Genomic DNA, 18,169 nt, shown 5'->3' with positions numbered 1-18,169 from the left:
CCCTTCCCGAAAAACTGTGACACCTGGGTAGCGAAGTGTCACAGTTTTTCGGAGTCACTCCCCTTCCCTCGACTCGTCCGACGGCCACGGGTCGCGCAGCCACAGGTCGTCGGCCGGGGTGGGGGCGAGCAGTTCGGCCAGACCGTCGTCGATGCCGAGCTGCTCACCCTCGGTCCCCGGGGGCACCACCCGCAACGTCCGCTCCAGCCAGGCCGAGACCTGGGCCGCGGGCGCCTCCAGGAGCGCGTCGCCGTCCGGCGAACTCAGCGCCATCAGCACGACGCCGCGCCCGTTCACCTTCGTCGGCCACACCCGCACGTCCCCGTGCCCGCACGGCCGGAACACGCCCTCCACCAGCAGCTCGCGGGCGAACGTCCAGTCGACCGGGTGCTCGGAGTTGGTGTGGAAGGCGACGTGGATGGCGAAGGGGTCGTCGCTGCGGTAGCTGAGCCGGGCCGGGACGGGGATGCTGCGCTCCGGCGACAGGATGAGCTTGAGCTCCAGCTCGCGCTCCACCACGGTGTGATGCATGTCGGTTCTCCTCTCGATACGGACCTCGTACGGGCACCCGTTGGGCCCTTACGAGTGGAGAGAGGGTGGAGCCGGATCCATTACGCGGGTTCGGAGAACTTTTTTCGGCGGCTTCCGGCGACGGGTTCCGGCTGGTGTCCCTACGGGTGTTCCGGCGGGTGGTTCCGAACCTGTGAAGAGCGTGCACGGGGTTGCCCGTAAAAGGGCGGGTCCGACGGGACTGGCGATGGCGGCCGCGCCGGTCTGATAGATGTGGAGGTTCCCATCCCACCCCCGAGCAGATACGGGACGACGGACATGAGCGCCCCAACCCCGGCACCCGGCGACGACCGGCCCCGCGAAGGGTTTTACCCGGACCCGTCCATCCCTGGATACGTCCGGTACTGGAACGGCTCCGCCTGGGTACCGGGCACCAGCCGACCCGCCCCGTCCGACGGCGGACCGCTCACGCCCCCGTCCGGCGCGCCCCCGGCCTCCGTCGAGGAGACCGGCCCGCACTTCTTCGACGAGGACCCGGCCCCGGCCGACCCCTACGCCGGCCGGCCCGAGCCGGCCTCCGCGTGGGGCGCCGACCGCTCCCACCAGTCCGGCTTCGGCGGTGACCAGGACCGCCGGGTCTCCTGGGGCGGCGGCCCGCAGACCCCCGACCCGAGGCTCCCGTCTCCGGCCCAGCCCGGCGGCCAGTCGACGAGCACGGACGGCACGGCGACGATCCCGCCCACAGAACCGGAGGACGGCGGCGGGGCCGGGGCCGGGGACGTGGTCTCCGGGGGCACGTTCGTCTTCCGCCGGCCGACGTCGGGCGACGGGGGAGCGGGGGTGGCCGGATCGCCGTCCGGTACGGCCCCGTCCGGTGCGTCCGGCCCCGGGGGCCCCGTCCCTGACGAGGGCACGGTCACCTTCCGCACGCCGCCCCCGCGCACACCCCACCACCCGGCCGCCCCCGGCGCACACCCCGGAAGCACGCCCGCCCCGACGTTCCCTGCGGCGGCGCAGGACAGCGGCGGGGCCGCGACCGGTTTCGGCGCGCCGGGTCCGGCGGGTCCGGCCGCGGCCGACTTCGGGACCCAGGGACCTGTCGGCGCGGCCGGCAGCGGCGCGGCGCCTGGGGCGGGTTTCGGCGCGCCGGGTTCGGGCGCTGCTGCCCCCGGCTCGGGTTTCGGCGGGCAAGGGCAGGGCGCTGCCGCCCCCGGCACCGGTTTCGGGGCGCCGGGCTCCGCAGGCACTGACCCCGCCGTGGCCTCCGGGGCGGCGCCCGCCGCCCCCGCCGCTGCCAGGCCCGGCTTCGGGGCCGGGAAGGCGGCTGCCGAACGGGCGGCCGCGGCTCAGCCGCCGGGCGCCCCCGCCCCGCAGGGTCCCGCCGGCTTCCCGGCCGCCCAGCCCGGCGGGCAACCCGCCGCCCAGCCCGGCGTGCGGGCGTCCGCCGCTCACCCCGGACCCCAGCAGGCCGCCCCCAACGTTCCCCAGCAGGCCGGTGCTCCTGCCGTGCCCCAGCCTCAGCCCGCCGCAGTCGCCGCCCAGGGTGCCGCCCAGGCATCCGCATCCGCGTCCGTCCCGCCGGCCCCCGGTCCCGGTGGCGGGCAGCCGTCCTGGGCGCAGCAGGTGCACCGGCTCGCGGGGGCCGAGGACGGGCCCGTCGCGCCCTGGAAGCCGCCGGTCGAGGACATCTTCCAGGCGGCCGCCCGGCGGCAGGCCTCGGCCCGTCCCGCAGGCCTCGGCAAGCGGCTGGCGGCCCGTCTCGTCGACACGCTCGTCCTCGCTGCCGTCACCTCCGCCGCCGCCGTACCGCTCGGCGTGAAGGCCCTCGACCACGTCAACGCGAAGATCGACGCGGCCAAGCTCACCGGCGAGACCGTCACCGTCTGGCTGCTGGACGGCACGACGTCGGTGTACCTCGGGATCGTCCTCGGCGTCCTGCTGGTCTTCGGGGTCGTCTACGAGGCGCTGCCGACCGCCAAGTGGGGCCGCACGCTGGGCAAGAAGCTGTTCGGACTCGAGGTGCGGGACATCGGGGGCGGTGAACCCCCGTCCTTCGGGGCGGCCCTGCGCCGCTGGCTCGTGTACAGCGTGCCGGGTCTGCTCGTGGTCGGCGTCGTGGGCGTCGTATGGGGCGCGTTCGACAAGCCCTGGCGGCAGTGCTGGCACGACAAGGCGGCGCACACGTTCGTCGCCGGCTGACCGGCACCGGTACTCCGGCACCGGTACTCCGGCACCGGTACTCCGGCACCGGTACTCCGGCACCGGTACTCCGGCACCGGTACTCCGGCACCGGTACTCCGGCACCGGTACTCCGGTACCCCGGACGGCCGCTCGCCGGATGCGGAGCGGAGGGGTTCGGGGTCGACTCGGGGGCATGACCACCGAACCGCCCCCCGGCTCCGGCGGCGGCGAGCCGCCGGAGGACGACCCGTTCAAGAAGCGGCCGCCGCAGCAGCCCCCGCCGTACGGCGGGGGGCAGGGCTCGCCGTACGACACCCCGCAGGGACCCCAGGATCCGTACCGCGGCGGTCCCGTCGGCGGTGACCCCCACGGCGGCGGTCCCTACGGGGGTGACCCCTACGGCGGCTACCCCGCCGACCCGCTCGCCGGGATGCCGCCGCTCGCCGACAGCGGCCGGCGCACGCTGGCCCGGATCATCGACATGATCCTCGTCTTCGTCGTGGTGCTGCTGCTGTCGTGGGCCTTCGGGGTCGCGCAGTACACGACGGACGCGGACGAGCTCGAGTTCGGCAAGACCTTCGGCCGGGAGCTCGTCGCCGCGATCCTGTACGTCGCGTACGACACGATCCTCACCGCCAAGGCCGGCCAGACGCTCGGCAAGAAGTGGCTCGGCATGCGCGTGGCCAACCTCGACAACGGCTCCACGCCCTCCGTGCAGACGTCACTGGTGCGGGCCCTGGTGCTGTGGCTGCCGTTCGCGTTCTGCTGCGCCTGCCTGTGGACGGCGATCTGCGGCGGCTGGAGCTACTTCGACAAGCCCTACAAGCAGGGCCTGCACGACAAGGCGGCCAAGACGGTCGTGGTCAGCACCCCCTGACGTACCGCCCGCCGCACGGCGGAGGGGCCGGCCCGCAGCCATGAGGCGTGGGCCGGCCCCTCCGTCGTACCGCCGCGTTTCAGGGTGCCGTGCGCTCCCGGACGGGCTCGGCAGCCGAGACGGACACAGGAACGGAGACGGGAACGGAGACAGGGACAGAGATGGAGACGGGTTCGGGCCGACTCGCGGGCGGGGCCGCGGAGTTGCTGGCCGCGGAGCGGGCCACGGGGGCCCGCGGCGGCTTCGGCGTCGGCACCGTCATGGCGACGAGCACGCCGAGCGCGACCGCGGCGACGACGACGACGGCGATCCCGGGGCCCGAACTCGTCTGTGACAGCAGCAGCATGGCGAGCGTCGAGAAGATGACGGTGCAGGAACCGTACGTGAGCTGTGCGACAGTCGGACGAGGCATGGCAATCGTGTCCTCGGAAGCGGGGGCGGTCTCGACTCTATTCGGCTGCATGCCCGAGCGGACCGAACGGTAAGCGTGACCTAACCCACGGCGCCGGTGCACAGGGGGCGCACGGAGTCATGGCGTCCACCAAGTGGACTGCCCCGCGCGCCCGTCGGGTCCCCGCCAGGCTCCCGTCAGTTCCCCGCCGGACCCCGCCGGACCCCGCCGGACCCCGTCACGGATCTCGCCCCGGACTCGGTCACGTAACGGTCATGTGTCCGCAATGCGAACAGCGGCTCCCGATAATGCATTTGACTTGTTCAAGTCAAGGTCTGTCTTTTCTTTTAAACCAGTAGTCAAATGGCGTCACTTGACTACACGCGTAGAAGCCGCGGGCCTCCCCTTACGGGGATCCCCTCTGTCCGCGAGCAGGGCGCGTGCGTGGGAGGACATCAAGTGACCAACAAATCTTGGACGTATCGGACTGCCGCGACGGTCGTCGCCCTTGCGGCGGCCTCGGCGACGTTCACGACGTTCGCAGTGGCGCAGGCCGCCGAGACAGGCTCGGCCCAGGCCCCCGCGGCGGACGGGCACGACCCGCAGCCGGCGAAGGCGCACGAGCACGACTTCGACGGGCCGCTCAGCAAGACCCAGGACGCCCAGCGCGAGGAGGCCCTCAAGCAGGTCATCTCCGGCGAGGCGGCCGTGAAGGACCGGAACGGCTCGAAGGTCGTCCAGCTCAAGAGCGGCAAGGGCGACAAGAGCAAGTACGTCGAGCTCGGCCGCGAGAAGACCGACAAGATCTTCACGATCCTCGTCGAGTTCGGCGACCAGGTCGACCCCCGCTACGGCGGCACCGCGGGCCCGCTGCACAACCGGATAGCCAAGCCGGACCGGGCCGACAACAACTCCACGGCCTGGCAGGCGGACTACAACCAGAAGCACTTCCAGGACCTGTACTTCGGCACCGGCCAGAACACCGAGTCGCTGAAGAAGTACTACGAGAAGCAGTCCTCGGGCCGCTACTCGGTCGACGGCGAGGTGACCGACTGGGTCAAGGTCCCCTACAACGAGGCCCGTTACGGCTCCAACGACGCCAACACCGGTGCCTGGTACGCGGTCCAGGACGGCGTCAACGCCTGGGTCGCCGAGCGTAAGGCCGCCGGCGCCACCCCCGCCCAGATCAAGGCGGAGCTGGCCGCGTTCGACCAGTGGGACCGCTACGACTTCGACGGCGACGGCAACTTCAACGAGCCCGACGGCTACATCGACCACTTCCAGATCGTGCACGCCGGCGAGGACGAGTCCGCGGGCGGCGGCGCCCAGGGCAAGGACGCCATCTGGGCGCACCGCTGGTACGCCTTCGGCACCGACTCCGGCGCCACCGGCCCGGACACCAACAAGCTCGGCGGCGCGCAGATCGGCGACTCCGGCATCTGGGTCGGCGACTACACCATCCAGCCGGAGAACGGCGGACTGGGCGTCTACGCCCACGAGTACGGCCACGACCTCGGTCTGCCGGACGAGTACGACACCTCCGGCGGCGGTGACAACTCCACCGGCTTCTGGACGCTGATGTCCTCCGGTTCGTGGCTGGGCACCGGCAAGGAGTCCATCGGCGACCTGCCCGGCGACATGAACGCCTGGGACAAGCTGCAACTGGGCTGGCTGGACTACGACGTGGCCAAGGCGGGCGTCAAGTCCCAGCACACGCTCGGCGTCGCGGCGTACAACACCAAGAACGCCCAGGCCCTCGTGGTCAACCTGCCGGAGAAGAAGGTCACCACCGAGGTGGTCGCCCCGGCGCAGGGCGCGACCCAGTGGTGGAGCGGCAGCGGCGACAACCTGCGCAACACGCTGACCCGCACGGTCGACCTGACCGGCAAGTCCTCCGCCTCGCTGTCCCTGGACGCCTGGTGGGACATCGAGAAGGACTTCGACTACCTCTACGCCGAGGTCTCCACCGACGGCGGCGCCAGCTACACGCCGGTCGACGGCAAGCTGGCCGACGGCTCCGCCGTCCCGCGTGACGGCAGCGGCAAGCCGGCCCTCACCGGCACGGTCGACGCCTACCAGAAGCTGACGTTCCCGCTGGACGCCTACGCGGGCAAGAAGATCAACCTGCGCTTCCGTTACGCCAGCGACGGCGGCGTGGCCCAGAAGGGCTTCACGGCCGACGAGATCACGCTGACGGCGAACGGCGCACCGCTGTTCTCCGACAACGCGGAGACCGTGGACGCGGCTTGGACGGCGACCGGCTTCTCGCGCATCGGCGTGTCCATCACGGACGACTACGCCCAGTACTACATCGCCGAGAACCGCCAGTACGTGTCGTACGACAAGACCCTCCAGGTCGGCCCGTACAACTTCGGCTTCTCGAACACCCGTCCCGGCTGGGTGGAGCACTACGCGTACCAGAACGGTCTGCTGATCTGGAAGTGGGACACCTCCCAGGCGGACGACAACACCAGCGTCCACCCGGGTGAGGGCCTGATCCTCCCGATCGACGCGCACCCGACCCCGCTGAAGTGGGCCGACGGCACGGTGATGAACAGCCGTCTGCAGAGCTTCGACTCGCCGTTCAGCCGCCACCGCACGGACAAGATCAAGCTGCACCAGGCGGGCGTCGCGGTGACGATCAAGCCCGTCTCGGGCGTCTCGACCTTCGACGACGGCAAGTCGACGTACTACGACGCGGCGACCCCGCTGGCCGGTGTGAAGGTCACTGACACCAACACCTCGATCAAGATCCTCAGCGAGCCCGAGAACGGCTCGACGATCAAGGTCCAGGTCGGCCCCTCGGTGAAGTAGCCGACGTTTTAGCAGGTCAGACACACATCGGCGGTGACCCCCTGGCGGGTTGCCGCCGATCGTGTTTAGGTGCGTCCTGTGGACTTCTTATTGACACCGACACGGACGCCGGCACCGGCGCCGACCTCGATACCGACTCGCACGGGGGTGTGACCGCATGGCCGCAGGAGGCTTCTGCAAGCTGCCCGACGGCATGGTGGTGGTGGCGCTGAACCTGCCCCGCCCCGCCGCCCGCGAGGGCCTCCCGGGCCCCGCCACGGACGTCCGCGTCCTCGTCCTCGCCCAGAACCGCGCCCGAGCCCTGACCCGCCTGCGCAACCTGGGCCTGCGCGCCGTCTACCTGCGGGGCAACGCCGCACCACCCACCCCGGACGAGATCACGGCGGTCCTCCACCACCCCGACGGCCTCATCTGGCGCACAGCCCCCGACAACGGCGCCCCCCTCGGCGCGCTGGTGGTCCCGGAGCTGTGGCGCCCGATCACGTCACTGCTGCGACGAGCGGCTGCGTAGGAGCGTAGGAGGGCGTAGGCGGCGTAGGGGGCTCCGCCTCGACGCCGACCCTGCTCAGTCTCAGTACGCCTCCACCGTCTTCACGTCTTCCTCTGTGACCACGCCGTCCACGATGCGGAACGAGCGGAACTGGAAGTCGCCGAGGGCGTCGGTGTCCGCCGTGGAGACCAGGACGTAGTGGGCGCCGGGCTCGTTGGCGTAGGAGATGTCGGTGCGGGAGGGGTAGGCCTCGGTCGCGGTGTGGGAGTGGTAGATGATCACCGGCTCCTCGTCGCGGTCGTCCAGCTCGCGGTAGAGCTTGAGCAGGTCGCCCGAGTCGAACTCGTAGAACGTGGGCGACATGGCCGCGTTCAGCATCGGGACGAAGCGTTCGGGGCGGTCCGTGCCCGCCGGGCCCGCGACGACGCCGCACGCCTCGTCCGGGTGGTCCCTGCGCGCGTGCGCGACGATCTGGTCGACGAGGGCCTGGGTGATGGTCAGCATGGTCGCCAGGATAAGCAGAGGGCCGCCCCGTACCGAAGAGTGGTACGGAGCGGCCCACATGCCGGACGTTGCCTGCAGAAGCGGTCGGGCGGCGCCCTGAGGGGCGCGGGACTCTGTCGATGTGCGGCTCCGCCGTGTGGGCGCGAACAACCACGACGGCGCCGCAGCCGATCGACGGCCCTCCCGGCGGAGCGCTCAGCCGACCTTCTCGAACTCCTCCGCGCCGCGGTCGGCGATCTGCGGGTCGCGGCGCTTCAGGACCGCCCAGCCGATGCCGAGGGCCGCCGCCCAGACCGCCATCACGTACAGGCAGATGCGGGAGTCGGCGTCGTACGCGATCAGGCCGGTGACGAAGAGCAGGAACACGATGGCCACCCAGCTGAACGCCGAGCCGCCCGGGGCCGGGAAGCTGGACGCGGGCAGCCGGCCCGCGACGACCTCGCGCCGGTAGCGGACATGGCTGACCAGGATCATCAGCCAGGTCCAGATGCCGGCCGCGGTGGCCACCGAGGTGACGTAGCCGAAGGCCTTCTCGGGGACGACGTAGTTCAGGATCACGCCGATGCCCATGAAGAGGACGGAGACGGTGATGCCGAAGGCCGGGGTCTTCGTCGAGGAGAGCTTGCGGAAGACCGCCGGGGCCTCGCGGCTGTCGGCCAGGTTCCGCAGCATGCGGCCCGTGGAGTACATGCCCGAGTTGCAGGACGACAGGGCCGCCGTCAGCACGACGAAGTTGACGATGCCGGCGCCCGCCGGGATGCCGATCTTCGCGAACGCCTCGACGAACGGCGAGACCCCGGGCGCGAACTCGGTCCACTTCACGACGCAGAGGATGACGGTGAGCGCGCCGACGTAGAACAGCGCGATGCGCCACGGCAGCGTGTTGATGGCCTTCGGGAGCGTCTTCTCCGGGTCCTCCGACTCGCCGGCCGTGACACCGACCAGCTCGACCGCGAGGTAGGCGAACATGACGCCCTGCAGGGTCATCAGGGACGAGCCGACGCCCTTGGGGAAGAAGCCGTCGTACGCCCACAGGTTGGAGACGGCGGCCGTGTCACCGGCGCTGCTGAAGCCGAAGGTGAGCACGCCCAGGCCGATCACGATCATGCCGATGAGCGCGGTGACCTTCACCATCGAGAACCAGAACTCCAGCTCACCGAAGAGCTTCACGGAGATCAGGTTGACCCCGAAGAGGACCACCAGGAAGACCAGGGCGGTCACCCACCGGGGGACGGCCGGGAACCAGTAGTTGACGTAGATCGCGGCGGCCGTCAGCTCGGCCATGCCGGTGACGACCCACATCAGCCAGTACGTCCAGCCGGTGAAGTAGCCGAAGAACGGGCCGAGGAACTCGCGGGAGTACTCCGCGAACGAGCCCGAGACCGGGCGGTAGAGCAGCAGTTCGCCGAGCGCCCGCATGATGAAGAAGATGATCACGCCGGCCAGGGCGTACATGAAGATGAGGCTGGGTCCGGCCTTGGCGATGTTCGCCCCGGCCCCCAGGAACAGGCCGACGCCGATGGCGCCGCCGATCGCGATCATCTGGACCTGGCGGCTGCCGAGTCCGCGCTCGTACCCCTCTTCGGGGGCCTTCTCCGACATGTGTGGTGCGCCTTTCTCCGAATCCCCCCGATGTACTGGAGTTGCCCGGTCGACGGTCCGTCGGCCACACGGCGCACCCGGCGGGACAGGGATGGCGTCCGCCGGGCGATCGTGAAGATCTATCACGCCCGCGACGCTCGTCACGGACTGATCACCGGCGGAACAAGTGGCGCACACCACAGGAAGAAGCGGACAAAGCGCACCCCGGAACGGCATAACAGGCCGCCGGGGTAATGGGATCGTTATCCCGATTTGAGCGTCCGCTGAGCGAACGCCGAACCGCCACAGATCACGGCATAAGGGGTCAGGGTGAGGGTCAGGGGCGGAGGGTCACGGCAGGAGGGTCGTCACGAGCGTCTCCTGAAGCCCGCCCAGCCACAGGTACGCCATCACCATCGGCTTGCGCGGGTCCTCGTCCGGCAGCCGGTAGAGGAGATCGGTGTCGTCCTCGTCGGTGATCTCCAGCCGGGCGCCGATCGCGAGCCGCAGGTCGTTGAGCGCGCGCAGCCACTGCTGGGACTCCTGCGGCGTCAGCTTCAGCACCGCCCCGCCCGCACCGGCAGCCCCGCCCGCACCGGCCGTCTCGGCGGCCAGCGCGTCCAGCGAGCGGACCACCGCGAGGGCGTTCTCGCGCTTGCCGGCCCGCAGGTCGTTCTCGGTGAAGCGGCGGAACTCGGCGGAGTGCGCCTTCTGCTCGTCGGCCCGCTTCGGCCCCGGGGTGCCCTCCGGGTCGGTGTAGGCGTCCGGGAAGAGCCGGCGCAGCACCGGGTCGGCCGGGGGCTCGCTCGGCCCCTCGGCGAAGAGCTCGGCGAGCGGGTCGTCGGGCGCGTCCTCGGCGGGGCCGGGGCCGATCAGCTCCAGGAGCTGCACGGCCAGCGACCGGATGATGGAGATCTCGACGTCGTCGAGCGCGACGGCCGCGCCGCCGCCGGGAATCGGTTCGAAGTGTCCAGGCATATGAGGGGAGGCTACTTCCGGTCCTGCTGGAGGGTGGCCCACAGGCCGTAGCCGTGCATGGCCTGCACGTCGCGTTCCATCTCCTCGCGACTGCCGCTGGAGACGACCGCCCGGCCCTTGTGGTGGACGTCGAGCATGAGCTTGGTGGCCTTGTCCTTGGAGTAGCCGAAGTACGTCTGGAAGACGTACGTCACATAGCTCATGAGGTTGACCGGGTCGTTGTGGACGATCGTGACCCAGGGGACGTCCGGCTCGGGTACGGCGAAGACCTCCTCCGCCGACTCGGTGCGTTCGATCTCAAGGGGAGCGGGTGACGTCACAGCCCCATGCTGCCACGCTTCCCGGAAATCGTCACACCGACGAGAAGGGAGTACGATGCGTTGCCATGAACACAGCGGACCTCGGGCTGCCACAAGAAGAAAGGCGCGAAGCGCTTCCTCAGAAGGGTGGTGGTGGGCGACGGGTGGGCGTTCCGTCGACGGCGCTCTTCACGGACCAGTACGAACTCACGATGGTGCAGGCCGCCCTGAAAGCGGGCACGGCCGAGCGGCGCAGCGTGTTCGAGGTCTTCACCCGGCGACTGCCGGAGGGGCGGCGCTACGGCGTCGTCGCGGGCACCGGGCGGGTCCTGGACGCCGTCGAGAACTTCCGCTTCGACGCGGCCGTCCTCGGTTTCCTGCGCGAGCGCGGCATCGTCGACGAGGAGACCTCGCAGTGGCTCGCCGGATACCGCTTCTCGGGTGACATCTGGGGCTACCCGGAGGGCGAGGTCTACTTCCCGGGCTCGCCGATCATGCGGGTCGAGGGCTCCTTCGCCGAGTGCGTGCTCCTGGAGACGGTGATCCTCTCCATCCTCAACCACGACTCCGCGATCGCGGCCGCCGCCTCCCGCATGTCCTCCGCCGCCGGCGGGCGCCCGCTGGTCGAGATGGGCGCCCGCCGCACCCACGAGCTGGCCGCGGTCGCCGCCTCCCGCGCCGCGTACGTCGGCGGCTTCACCACCACCTCCGACCTCGCCGCAGGCTTCCGCTACGGCATCCCCACCGTGGGCACCAGCGCCCACGCCTTCACCCTGCTGCACGACAGCGAACGGGACGCCTTCCGGGCCCAGGTCGACTCGCTCGGCCGGGGCACCACCCTGCTCGTCGACACGTACGACGTCGCCGAGGCCGTCCGTACGGCGGTGGAGGTGGCCGGCCCCGAGCTGGGCGCGGTCCGCATCGACTCCGGCGACCTGCTCCTCGTGGCCCACCGGGTACGCCAGCAGCTCGACGCGCTCGGCGCGACCGAGACCCGCATCATCGTCACCTCCGACCTCGACGAGTACGCGATCGCCTCACTGGCCGCGGCGCCCGTGGACGCGTACGGCGTCGGCACCCAACTGGTGACCGGCTCCGGGCACCCGACCTGCTCGATGGTCTACAAGCTGGTCGCCCGCGCCGAGTCCGCCGACCCGAAGGCCCCGCTGGTCTCGGTGGCGAAGAAGTCGTCCGGCGGCAAGACCTCCGTCGGCGGCCGCAAGTGGGCGGCGCGCCGGCCCGACGCGTACGGCGTCGCGGAGGCCGAGGTCGTCGGCACCGGGGCCGTCCCCGCCGAGCTGGCCGACCACCAACTGCTCGTCGAGCTGGTCAAGGGCGGCGAGGTCGTCGCCCGCGAGCCCCTGGACGTCGTCCGCGACCGTCATACGGCGTCCCGCGCCCACCTCCCGCTCTCCGCGACCCAGCTGTCCCGGGGCGAACCCGTCATCCCCACGGAGTATGTACAGGCCCGCTCGGGTAACCCGGGTAACTGAGGTGCCCGACCGGGGCACACCGGGGCACAGCGGGCGACGCCCTCTCCCGCACGACCGACAAAGTCTCTAGGCTCAATTACTTCACCCCCAGTCGAAGGACACCGCCCATGCGCCGCGCCTTGATCGTCGTAGACGTGCAGAACGACTTCTGCGAGGGGGGCAGTCTCGCGGTGTCCGGCGGTGCCGACGTGGCCGCCGCGATCACCGAGCTGATCGGGCAGGCCCCCGCCGGATACCGGCACGTCGTGGCCACCCGCGACCACCACATCGCCCCCGGCGGCCACTTCGCCGACAACCCCGACTACATCCACTCCTGGCCCGCGCACTGCGTCGCCGGTACCGAGGGTGTCGGCTTCCACCCCAACTTCGCCCCGGCGGTCGCCTCCGGCGCCGTCGACGCCGTCTTCAGCAAGGGCGACTACGCCGCCGCCTACAGCGGCTTCGAGGGCGCCGACGAGAACGGCGTCAGACTGGGCGACTGGCTGCGCGCCCGCCAGATCGACGAGGTGGACGTCGTAGGCATCGCCACCGACCACTGCGTACGCGCCACCGCGCTGGACGCGGCCACCGAGGGCTTCCGCACCCAGGTCCTCCTGGACCTCACGGCGGGCGTCGCGAAGGAGACCACGGACCGGGCGCTGGAGGAACTGCGGGGAGCGGGCGTGACACTCACGGGGAAGCCGGTTGTCTGACCAAGCCCGCCTCGTCGGCGGGTGCCGGGTTCCCGGTAGGTGAGCTGCGGAAAGGTGACACTCGCGCACCGAAGTGTCACCTTTCTGGGCGGACTACCCCTCGGGGCGGGCGCGGGGCAGAGAGCCGCACCGCGGGAGAAGCCGCGTTCGGTGGGGTGTCTCGTCAGCGGTCGTGGGTGAAGCGGTCGAACTCGCCTGCCTTGATTCCGGCGATCAGGGCGGTGATTCCGGCGCGGGGGTAGAGGATCGCCGGACCGCGGGGCACCTTGCTGTCCCGGACCGCGATGACGCCTTGGTAGTGCGCGAGTTCGACGCAGTCGCCATTGGCTCCGGAAGCCGAAGATTTATGCCACGAGACATTTATCGTAGAAGCGTCCGCGATTATGTAGTGCGACATTCCTATCCATCCTTGCGGTAATCATCGAGGTAACGCTCGATCAGCGTCAGCGACTCCGGCCCTCGGAGCGAGTCCGTCATCATCAAGCGCCTGAACAGCCTGCTGTACTCCTGCACCTGCTCCGTGTCCTCCAGGAACTTGGTGCTGGTGAAACCCTCCAGGTAGACGATGTCCGGCTCCCAGCGTTGGGGAAACGAGAGGACGACGAACGGGCCGAACAGGGCTCCGTGCGACTCCGACTCCTCCGGCAGCACGTGGATGTTGATCGTGCTCGGGTAGTCCTTGGCCTGGCTGAGCAAGTATTCGAGCTGGCGGGCCATCACCTCGGGCCCGCCGATGACATGCCGGAAGACCGACTCGGAGATGACGCCCCAGAAGACCAGAGAATGTGGACGGTCGAACACCTCGCGCCGCTTGTCGCGGATATCAAGTCGCTCATGGCGCTCACCCTCGGACATATCCGGGGTCTGTTGACCAATAACAGCCGCCGCGTAGTCGCGTGTCTGCAACAGCCCTGGGATCAGCGTCGTTTGGGCGTTATACATCTCGGCGGCATCTGACTCGTAACCGATGAAGTCGGCATACGGTGCACTCACCTCCGAGCGAACGCGGGTCTCCCAGCCGCGGATGTTGCCTCGCCGACGCAGGTCGACGACGTAACCGCGCAGGCTCCGGTCCTTGACGTCGTACCGGTCGAGCAACAGCTCCAAGTCGCTCTCGCTGATCCCCAACCGTCCCGATTCGACACGGCTCAACTTGGACTCCGGCCAGCCGAGTTCACTACAGATGGCACCCTGACTGCCGTGCGGCCCTTCGTCCCGCATGCCTCGAAGGATGGACCCCAGCCGAACCTGACGGGCAGTTGGCTGCAACATCCGGCGCGTTGCCATGAGTTGACCCCCTTTCCTGGTCTGACCAGCGATAGCAGGCTGCCGGAACGCCCAAACACCATACCGCCGGGCAACCACTCGAAAGGGCGAATCTCACGTACAAGGTTGTGCTCGACTGCTCAAGGCTACAACCTTGTACTCAACCGTCCGTCATCGGACGATCACCAACCGCCCTGCCGTGCCCTCCGAGGGGATGTCAGCCATGCCTGAAACGTTCGCCAGCTACAAATACCCCACCACGAAGCGGTCCGTGGGCCGTGCCCGGACCGACTGCCGCGCCTTCCTCACCGCCTGCGGCATCCCCGACACCGACGACTTCGCCGACGAACTCGTCCTCGTCGTAGACGAGTTGATGACCAATGCCGTCACCCACGGCCGCGTCCCCGGGACGTCCGGCCGACAGGTCCGGCTGACCATCGGGAGGACCGGCGACCTCCTCCGTGTCGAGGTCCGCGACACGCAGAGCGACAGGATGCCGCAGCTCCGCAAGGCCGACGGCGACGAGGACAACGGCCGGGGCCTCTTCCTCGTCGACGCCCTCACCTGCACCTGGGGCGTCACCGGGGAAGCCGTCGGAAAGACCGTGTGGGCCGAGAAGACCCTCACCGCCCTCAGCGCCCCGCGACGGTGAAGCACCTCATCGGCCGGCTGCTCGCCCGGCTGGGCATGCGCAAGCCCGAGCCGCCCTGGCGAGACCCACACGCTCTGCCCCAGACCCCACGCGTCCACGTCCACGACCCGTACGTCTCCCCTCTCCCCTCCCCCTGCAACGCCCGCTGGCGCCGCTGGAGCAAAAGCGCGCAACGGGCCCGCGACGAGGGGTGGATGCTGCCGCCCCTGCCCGAGGAACCCTGCTGGCGGTCACCGACCGCCCGCGCCGCCCGTGAGGAGACGCACCGACCACTCGAAACCGCTGCCCTGGTCCGCTCCTACGTCCAGGACCAGCGATGAGTGGAGCTCTCCGGGAAGCCGGTCGTCCAACCCCGCCCTATGCTCGAAAGACGTGCGAAAGACGGTGCGGCAGGGGGACAGTCACCCTGGAGGGCGCGATGGTGCGGCGGCAGGTCCGGCTGGTCGGGGAATCGGCGGTGTATCTCGACGCTCGGGAAGAGCTGCGTCTCGCCGAGATCGATCTCATGCGGCACGATGAGCGGGTCGCGGCGCTGCGGCGGGCGCTCCCGCCCGGGCCGACCCTCGACGACTACACCTTCGTCGAGGGCCCCGCCGATCTCGACGCAGGCGACAGCCCGCTCCGCGAGGTCGCCCTGAGCGGACTCTTCACCGCGCCCGACCGCCCGCTGATCGTCTACCACCTCATGTACGGCAAGGCGCAGACCGACCCGTGCCCGATGTGCACCCTGTGGCTCGACGGCTTCAACGGCGTCGCGCACCACGTGGCCCGCAACGCCGACCTCGTCGTCGTGGCCGCCGCCGACCCGCCCGCCCTGCGCCGCCACGCCCGCACCCGGGGCTGGCACCGGCTGCGGCTGCTGAGCTGCGGCGACAGTACGTTCAAGTACGACCTGGGCAGCGAGGACGCGGACGGCGCCCAGGACTCCACCGTCTCCGTCCTCACCCGCGACGCCGACGGCACGGTCCGCCACCGCTACTCCGCCCACCCCCGCATGGCCGACGACATCGGCGAGCGCGGCATCGACCTGCTGGCCCCCGTCTGGCACCTCCTCGACCTGACGCCGCGGGGCCGGGGCGACTGGTACCCGACCCTGGAGTACTGACCGCCTGCGGCCGCTGGTCTCACTCCCCGACCCGAATACGTCCACCATGTGGAATCACACTCCAGGACGCGGACCGGGAATCGATACGATGAGCCCATGGTTTCCCATGACGTGAGCGAGAAGACGCCGGGCGCACTGCTCGTGGCGCGGCTGCACGTCGACCTGTGCAGGCTCGCCAGCGCCATCTGTTGACGCCGCCCCTGCCGCCGTACGGCCGTGAGCCGCGGCGCTCACCAGCATGTTCCCGCTGTATCCGGCGCTGCCCGCACCACTGCACCGCACAACCGCACCGCACCACCGCACCGCACCTTCCTCCCGACAGGAGCCCTGCCCCATGGCCATCGAGGTCCGCATCCCGACCATCCTCCGCCAGTACACCGACGGTCAGAAGGCGGTGGAGGGCAGCGGTGAGACCCTCGCCGACCTGTTCACCGACCTCGAGACCCGGCATGCGGGAATGCACGCCCGCATCGTGGACGACGGCAAGCTGCGCCGCTTCGTCAACGTGTACCTGAACGACGAGGACGTCCGCTTCGTCGACGGCATCGACACCAAGCTGACCGACGGCGACACCGTGACCATCCTGCCGGCCGTGGCCGGCGGCATGGCCTAGGCCGGCAGACCGGCGATGCGTTACGACTCCCCGCTGGCCGCGGTGGGCAACACCCCTCTGGTGCGCCTGCCGCGGCTCTCGCCGTCCTCCGACGTCCGCATCTGGGCGAAGCTGGAGGACCGCAACCCCACCGGCTCGGTCAAGGACCGCCCCGCCCTGCACATGGTCGAGCAGGCGGAGAAGGACGGCCGCCTCACCCCCGGCTGCACCATCCTGGAGCCGACCTCCGGCAACACCGGCATCTCCCTCGCCATGGCGGCCAGGCTCAAGGGCTACCGCATGGTGTGCGTGATGCCCGAGAACACCTCGCAGGAACGCCGTGAGCTGCTCGCCATGTGGGGCGCCGAGATCATCCCCAGCCCCGCAGCGGGCGGCTCCAACACCGCCGTCCGCGTCGCCAAGGAGCTCGCCGCCGAGCACCCCGACTGGGTGATGCTCTACCAGTACGGCAACCCCGACAACGCCGGCGCCCACTACGCGACGACCGGCCCGGAGATCCTCGCCGACCTCCCGTCGATCACCCACTTCGTGGCCGGGCTCGGCACCACCGGCACCCTCATGGGCGTCGGCCGCTACCTCCGCGAGCACAAGCCGGACGTGAAGATCGTCGCCGCCGAGCCGCGCTACGACGACCTGGTGTACGGCCTGCGCAACCTCGACGAGGGCTTCGTACCCGAGCTCTACGACGCCTCCGTCCTCACCACCCGCTTCTCCGTCGGCTCGGCGGACGCGGTGACGCGTACCCGGGAACTCCTCCAGCAGGAGGGCATCTTCGCGGGCGTCTCCACCGGCGCGGCCCTGCACGCCGCGATCGGCGTCGGCAGGAAGGCGCTGAAGGCGGGGGAGAGCGCCGACATCGCGTTCCTCGTGGCGGACGGCGGCTGGAAGTACCTCTCGACGGGCGTCTACACGGCGGCCACGACGGAGGAAGCGATCGAGACCCTCCACGGCCAGCTCTGGGCGTAGCGGCTCCTACGGCGCACAGCAGTTCCTACGGCGCAGGGCGGCGCGGGGCTTCAGGTAGCCAGGTGACGGACCTGGTCCCACAGGACCGGGTCCACCACACCCACCCGGCGCCGGAAGTCCCGCACCCGGACCTGGCGCAGCTCGTCCGTCTCCAGGAAACTCGGCCGCCCCTGCGCGTCCCCGACGGCGCCCGGCGGCAGCGGGATCACCCCGGCCCGCTCGTCGTGGTACTTGCTGGTGATCTTCGCGACGGTGACCCGATCCCCGCGCACCATCAGCACCAGACACGGCCGGTCCTTCGTCCCCGGCCCGTCCTCGAACGGCACGTTCGCCCACCAGATCTCGGCGGGCTGCGGATGCCCGGCGAGGCCGTACTTCTGAGTCGACCGGCCCGGCCCCCGGCCCGGCGGACGCGTCCGCCGCCCCTGCGGCCGACGCCCCCGCCCCCAGCCGTCCACGAGCGTGGCGACGAGCGCCAGCAGTACCACCGCCGCGAGCGCGAGCCACCAGGACGTGTCCATACGACGACGTTACCGGCGCGCGACAACCAACGCGCGCCCTCTCACATACCCCACACGCCCCCGGTCCAGCCGAACCGGTGACACCACAGGTGAGTTCGCCCACAACGGCCCCTGGCGGAGGAGCGACCCGGGGTTTCGCGCCTTACGCTCGACGGACCGCACGACACCTGACGACACCCGTCGCCCCGTTCGACGATCATTCGTTTTCCACGACCCGTCCCCCGGATCCTTCCCGG

General features: G+C 70.4%; 21 protein-coding genes. 12 read left to right on the top strand and 9 right to left on the bottom strand.

Going from position 1 to position 18,169, the window contains the following annotated elements:
• Positions 1 to 54: 54 nt before the first annotated feature.
• The gene (locus OG352_RS16525; RefSeq protein WP_329217789.1) at positions 55 to 531 is read right to left on the bottom strand and encodes an SsgA family sporulation/cell division regulator; all 477 of its coding nucleotides are present in this window, start codon (positions 529 to 531) and stop codon (positions 55 to 57) included.
• A 297-nt stretch (positions 532 to 828) separates the two neighbouring features.
• Between OG352_RS16525 and OG352_RS16520 the strand changes: the two genes are divergently transcribed.
• Both OG352_RS16520 and OG352_RS16515 read left to right on the top strand, forming a co-directional pair.
• Positions 829 to 2,709, top strand: a complete 1,881-nt coding sequence (locus tag OG352_RS16520; RefSeq protein WP_329217788.1) for an RDD family protein — start codon at positions 829 to 831, stop codon at positions 2,707 to 2,709.
• A 175-nt stretch (positions 2,710 to 2,884) separates the two neighbouring features.
• Entirely contained in the window at positions 2,885 to 3,568 is a 684-nt protein-coding gene (locus OG352_RS16515) for an RDD family protein (RefSeq protein ID WP_329217787.1), read from the top strand.
• Between the two features lie 79 nt (positions 3,569 to 3,647).
• On the opposite strand, the gene OG352_RS16510 is transcribed toward OG352_RS16515, so the two are convergent.
• Positions 3,648 to 3,980, bottom strand: coding sequence for a hypothetical protein (locus OG352_RS16510; protein ID WP_329217786.1), 333 nt, complete (start codon positions 3,978 to 3,980; stop codon positions 3,648 to 3,650).
• 438 nt (positions 3,981 to 4,418) lie between these two features.
• On the opposite strand from OG352_RS16510, the gene OG352_RS16505 reads away from it, so the two are divergent.
• Complete coding sequence (locus OG352_RS16505; RefSeq protein ID WP_329217784.1) at positions 4,419 to 6,773, top strand: immune inhibitor A domain-containing protein; 2,355 nt, start codon at positions 4,419 to 4,421, stop codon at positions 6,771 to 6,773.
• A gap of 157 nt (positions 6,774 to 6,930) precedes the next feature.
• Positions 6,931 to 7,284 carry a hypothetical protein gene (locus OG352_RS16500; protein ID WP_329217783.1) on the top strand — a complete coding sequence of 118 codons (354 nt, stop codon included), beginning with the start codon at positions 6,931 to 6,933 and terminating at the stop codon, positions 7,282 to 7,284.
• Between the two features lie 60 nt (positions 7,285 to 7,344).
• On the opposite strand, the gene OG352_RS16495 is transcribed toward OG352_RS16500, so the two are convergent.
• From OG352_RS16495 to clpS, 4 genes are all read right to left on the bottom strand, one after another.
• A complete protein-coding gene (locus OG352_RS16495; RefSeq protein ID WP_093772653.1) occupies positions 7,345 to 7,767 on the bottom strand; it encodes a Mov34/MPN/PAD-1 family protein in 423 nt (140 codons plus the stop codon).
• A 195-nt stretch (positions 7,768 to 7,962) separates the two neighbouring features.
• Entirely contained in the window at positions 7,963 to 9,369 is a 1,407-nt protein-coding gene (locus OG352_RS16490; protein WP_329217781.1) for an amino acid permease, read from the bottom strand.
• Between the two features lie 330 nt (positions 9,370 to 9,699).
• On the bottom strand, positions 9,700 to 10,326 hold the full coding sequence (locus OG352_RS16485; protein ID WP_329217779.1) for a DUF2017 domain-containing protein: 627 nt from the start codon (positions 10,324 to 10,326) through the stop codon (positions 9,700 to 9,702).
• An 11-nt stretch (positions 10,327 to 10,337) separates the two neighbouring features.
• Complete coding sequence (clpS, locus tag OG352_RS16480; RefSeq protein WP_329217778.1) at positions 10,338 to 10,646, bottom strand: ATP-dependent Clp protease adapter ClpS; 309 nt, start codon at positions 10,644 to 10,646, stop codon at positions 10,338 to 10,340.
• Positions 10,647 to 10,711: 65 nt separating this feature from the next.
• On the opposite strand from clpS, the gene OG352_RS16475 reads away from it, so the two are divergent.
• Both OG352_RS16475 and OG352_RS16470 read left to right on the top strand, forming a co-directional pair.
• Complete coding sequence (locus OG352_RS16475) at positions 10,712 to 12,118, top strand: nicotinate phosphoribosyltransferase (RefSeq protein WP_443072287.1); 1,407 nt, start codon at positions 10,712 to 10,714, stop codon at positions 12,116 to 12,118.
• Between the two features lie 107 nt (positions 12,119 to 12,225).
• Positions 12,226 to 12,810 carry a nicotinamidase gene (locus OG352_RS16470; protein WP_329217777.1) on the top strand — a complete coding sequence of 195 codons (585 nt, stop codon included), beginning with the start codon at positions 12,226 to 12,228 and terminating at the stop codon, positions 12,808 to 12,810.
• A gap of 163 nt (positions 12,811 to 12,973) precedes the next feature.
• Here the strand turns inward: OG352_RS16470 and OG352_RS16465 are convergent, their stop codons facing one another.
• Complete coding sequence (locus tag OG352_RS16465) at positions 12,974 to 13,207, bottom strand: DUF397 domain-containing protein (protein ID WP_329217776.1); 234 nt, start codon at positions 13,205 to 13,207, stop codon at positions 12,974 to 12,976.
• Between the two features lie 2 nt (positions 13,208 to 13,209).
• A complete protein-coding gene (locus tag OG352_RS16460; protein ID WP_329223854.1) occupies positions 13,210 to 14,082 on the bottom strand; it encodes a helix-turn-helix domain-containing protein in 873 nt (290 codons plus the stop codon).
• A gap of 217 nt (positions 14,083 to 14,299) precedes the next feature.
• Between OG352_RS16460 and OG352_RS16455 the strand changes: the two genes are divergently transcribed.
• The 6 genes from OG352_RS16455 to OG352_RS16430 all read left to right on the top strand — a co-directional run bounded on the left by OG352_RS16455 (position 14,300) and on the right by OG352_RS16430 (position 17,412).
• The gene (locus OG352_RS16455; RefSeq protein WP_329217775.1) at positions 14,300 to 14,728 is read left to right on the top strand and encodes an ATP-binding protein; all 429 of its coding nucleotides are present in this window, start codon (positions 14,300 to 14,302) and stop codon (positions 14,726 to 14,728) included.
• A complete protein-coding gene (locus OG352_RS16450; RefSeq protein WP_329217774.1) occupies positions 14,725 to 15,048 on the top strand; it encodes a hypothetical protein in 324 nt (107 codons plus the stop codon). Before OG352_RS16455 ends, OG352_RS16450 begins: the two co-directional genes overlap by 4 nt.
• A gap of 98 nt (positions 15,049 to 15,146) precedes the next feature.
• Positions 15,147 to 15,833, top strand: coding sequence for a DUF899 family protein (locus tag OG352_RS16445; protein WP_329217773.1), 687 nt, complete (start codon positions 15,147 to 15,149; stop codon positions 15,831 to 15,833).
• Positions 15,834 to 15,929: 96 nt separating this feature from the next.
• Entirely contained in the window at positions 15,930 to 16,025 is a 96-nt protein-coding gene (locus tag OG352_RS16440) for a putative leader peptide (protein ID WP_319180349.1), read from the top strand.
• A gap of 142 nt (positions 16,026 to 16,167) precedes the next feature.
• Positions 16,168 to 16,446, top strand: coding sequence for a MoaD/ThiS family protein (locus tag OG352_RS16435; RefSeq protein WP_329217772.1), 279 nt, complete (start codon positions 16,168 to 16,170; stop codon positions 16,444 to 16,446).
• Positions 16,447 to 16,461: 15 nt separating this feature from the next.
• Positions 16,462 to 17,412: a PLP-dependent cysteine synthase family protein gene (locus OG352_RS16430; protein ID WP_329217771.1), complete on the top strand. Its 951-nt coding sequence runs from the start codon at positions 16,462 to 16,464 to the stop codon at positions 17,410 to 17,412.
• Between the two features lie 50 nt (positions 17,413 to 17,462).
• Here OG352_RS16430 and OG352_RS16425 read toward each other — a convergent pair whose 3' ends face one another.
• Positions 17,463 to 17,933 (bottom strand): type II toxin-antitoxin system PemK/MazF family toxin, encoded by a 471-nt coding sequence (locus OG352_RS16425; protein WP_329217770.1) that lies wholly within the window; start codon positions 17,931 to 17,933, stop codon positions 17,463 to 17,465.
• Between the last annotated feature and the right edge of the window lie 236 nt (positions 17,934 to 18,169).

The sequence above is a fragment of the Streptomyces sp. NBC_01485 genome (assembly GCF_036227125.1).
GTDB lineage: Bacteria > Actinomycetota > Actinomycetes > Streptomycetales > Streptomycetaceae > Streptomyces.
The sequence above is the reverse complement of the archived record's forward strand: the minus strand, read 5'-3'. Positions and strand labels throughout refer to the sequence as shown.

Coding starts and splice junctions, on each gene's coding strand:
- OG352_RS16435 (WP_329217772.1), top strand. CDS start 16,168: ATGGCCATCGAGGTCCGCATCCCGACCATCCTCCGCCAGTACACCGAC.
- OG352_RS16430 (WP_329217771.1), top strand. CDS start 16,462: ATGCGTTACGACTCCCCGCTGGCCGCGGTGGGCAACACCCCTCTGGTG.
- OG352_RS16465 (WP_329217776.1), bottom strand. CDS start 13,207: ATGTCGCACTACATAATCGCGGACGCTTCTACGATAAATGTCTCGTGG.
- OG352_RS16510 (WP_329217786.1), bottom strand. CDS start 3,980: ATGCCTCGTCCGACTGTCGCACAGCTCACGTACGGTTCCTGCACCGTC.
- OG352_RS16520 (WP_329217788.1), top strand. CDS start 829: ATGAGCGCCCCAACCCCGGCACCCGGCGACGACCGGCCCCGCGAAGGG.
- OG352_RS16495 (WP_093772653.1), bottom strand. CDS start 7,767: ATGCTGACCATCACCCAGGCCCTCGTCGACCAGATCGTCGCGCACGCG.
- OG352_RS16475 (WP_443072287.1), top strand. CDS start 10,712: ATGAACACAGCGGACCTCGGGCTGCCACAAGAAGAAAGGCGCGAAGCG.
- OG352_RS16440 (WP_319180349.1), top strand. CDS start 15,930: ATGGTTTCCCATGACGTGAGCGAGAAGACGCCGGGCGCACTGCTCGTG.
- OG352_RS16500 (WP_329217783.1), top strand. CDS start 6,931: ATGGCCGCAGGAGGCTTCTGCAAGCTGCCCGACGGCATGGTGGTGGTG.
- OG352_RS16470 (WP_329217777.1), top strand. CDS start 12,226: ATGCGCCGCGCCTTGATCGTCGTAGACGTGCAGAACGACTTCTGCGAG.
- OG352_RS16460 (WP_329223854.1), bottom strand. CDS start 14,082: ATGTTGCAGCCAACTGCCCGTCAGGTTCGGCTGGGGTCCATCCTTCGA.
- OG352_RS16445 (WP_329217773.1), top strand. CDS start 15,147: ATGGTGCGGCGGCAGGTCCGGCTGGTCGGGGAATCGGCGGTGTATCTC.
- OG352_RS16485 (WP_329217779.1), bottom strand. CDS start 10,326: ATGCCTGGACACTTCGAACCGATTCCCGGCGGCGGCGCGGCCGTCGCG.
- OG352_RS16490 (WP_329217781.1), bottom strand. CDS start 9,369: ATGTCGGAGAAGGCCCCCGAAGAGGGGTACGAGCGCGGACTCGGCAGC.
- OG352_RS16455 (WP_329217775.1), top strand. CDS start 14,300: ATGCCTGAAACGTTCGCCAGCTACAAATACCCCACCACGAAGCGGTCC.
- OG352_RS16515 (WP_329217787.1), top strand. CDS start 2,885: ATGACCACCGAACCGCCCCCCGGCTCCGGCGGCGGCGAGCCGCCGGAG.
- OG352_RS16525 (WP_329217789.1), bottom strand. CDS start 531: ATGCATCACACCGTGGTGGAGCGCGAGCTGGAGCTCAAGCTCATCCTG.
- OG352_RS16425 (WP_329217770.1), bottom strand. CDS start 17,933: ATGGACACGTCCTGGTGGCTCGCGCTCGCGGCGGTGGTACTGCTGGCG.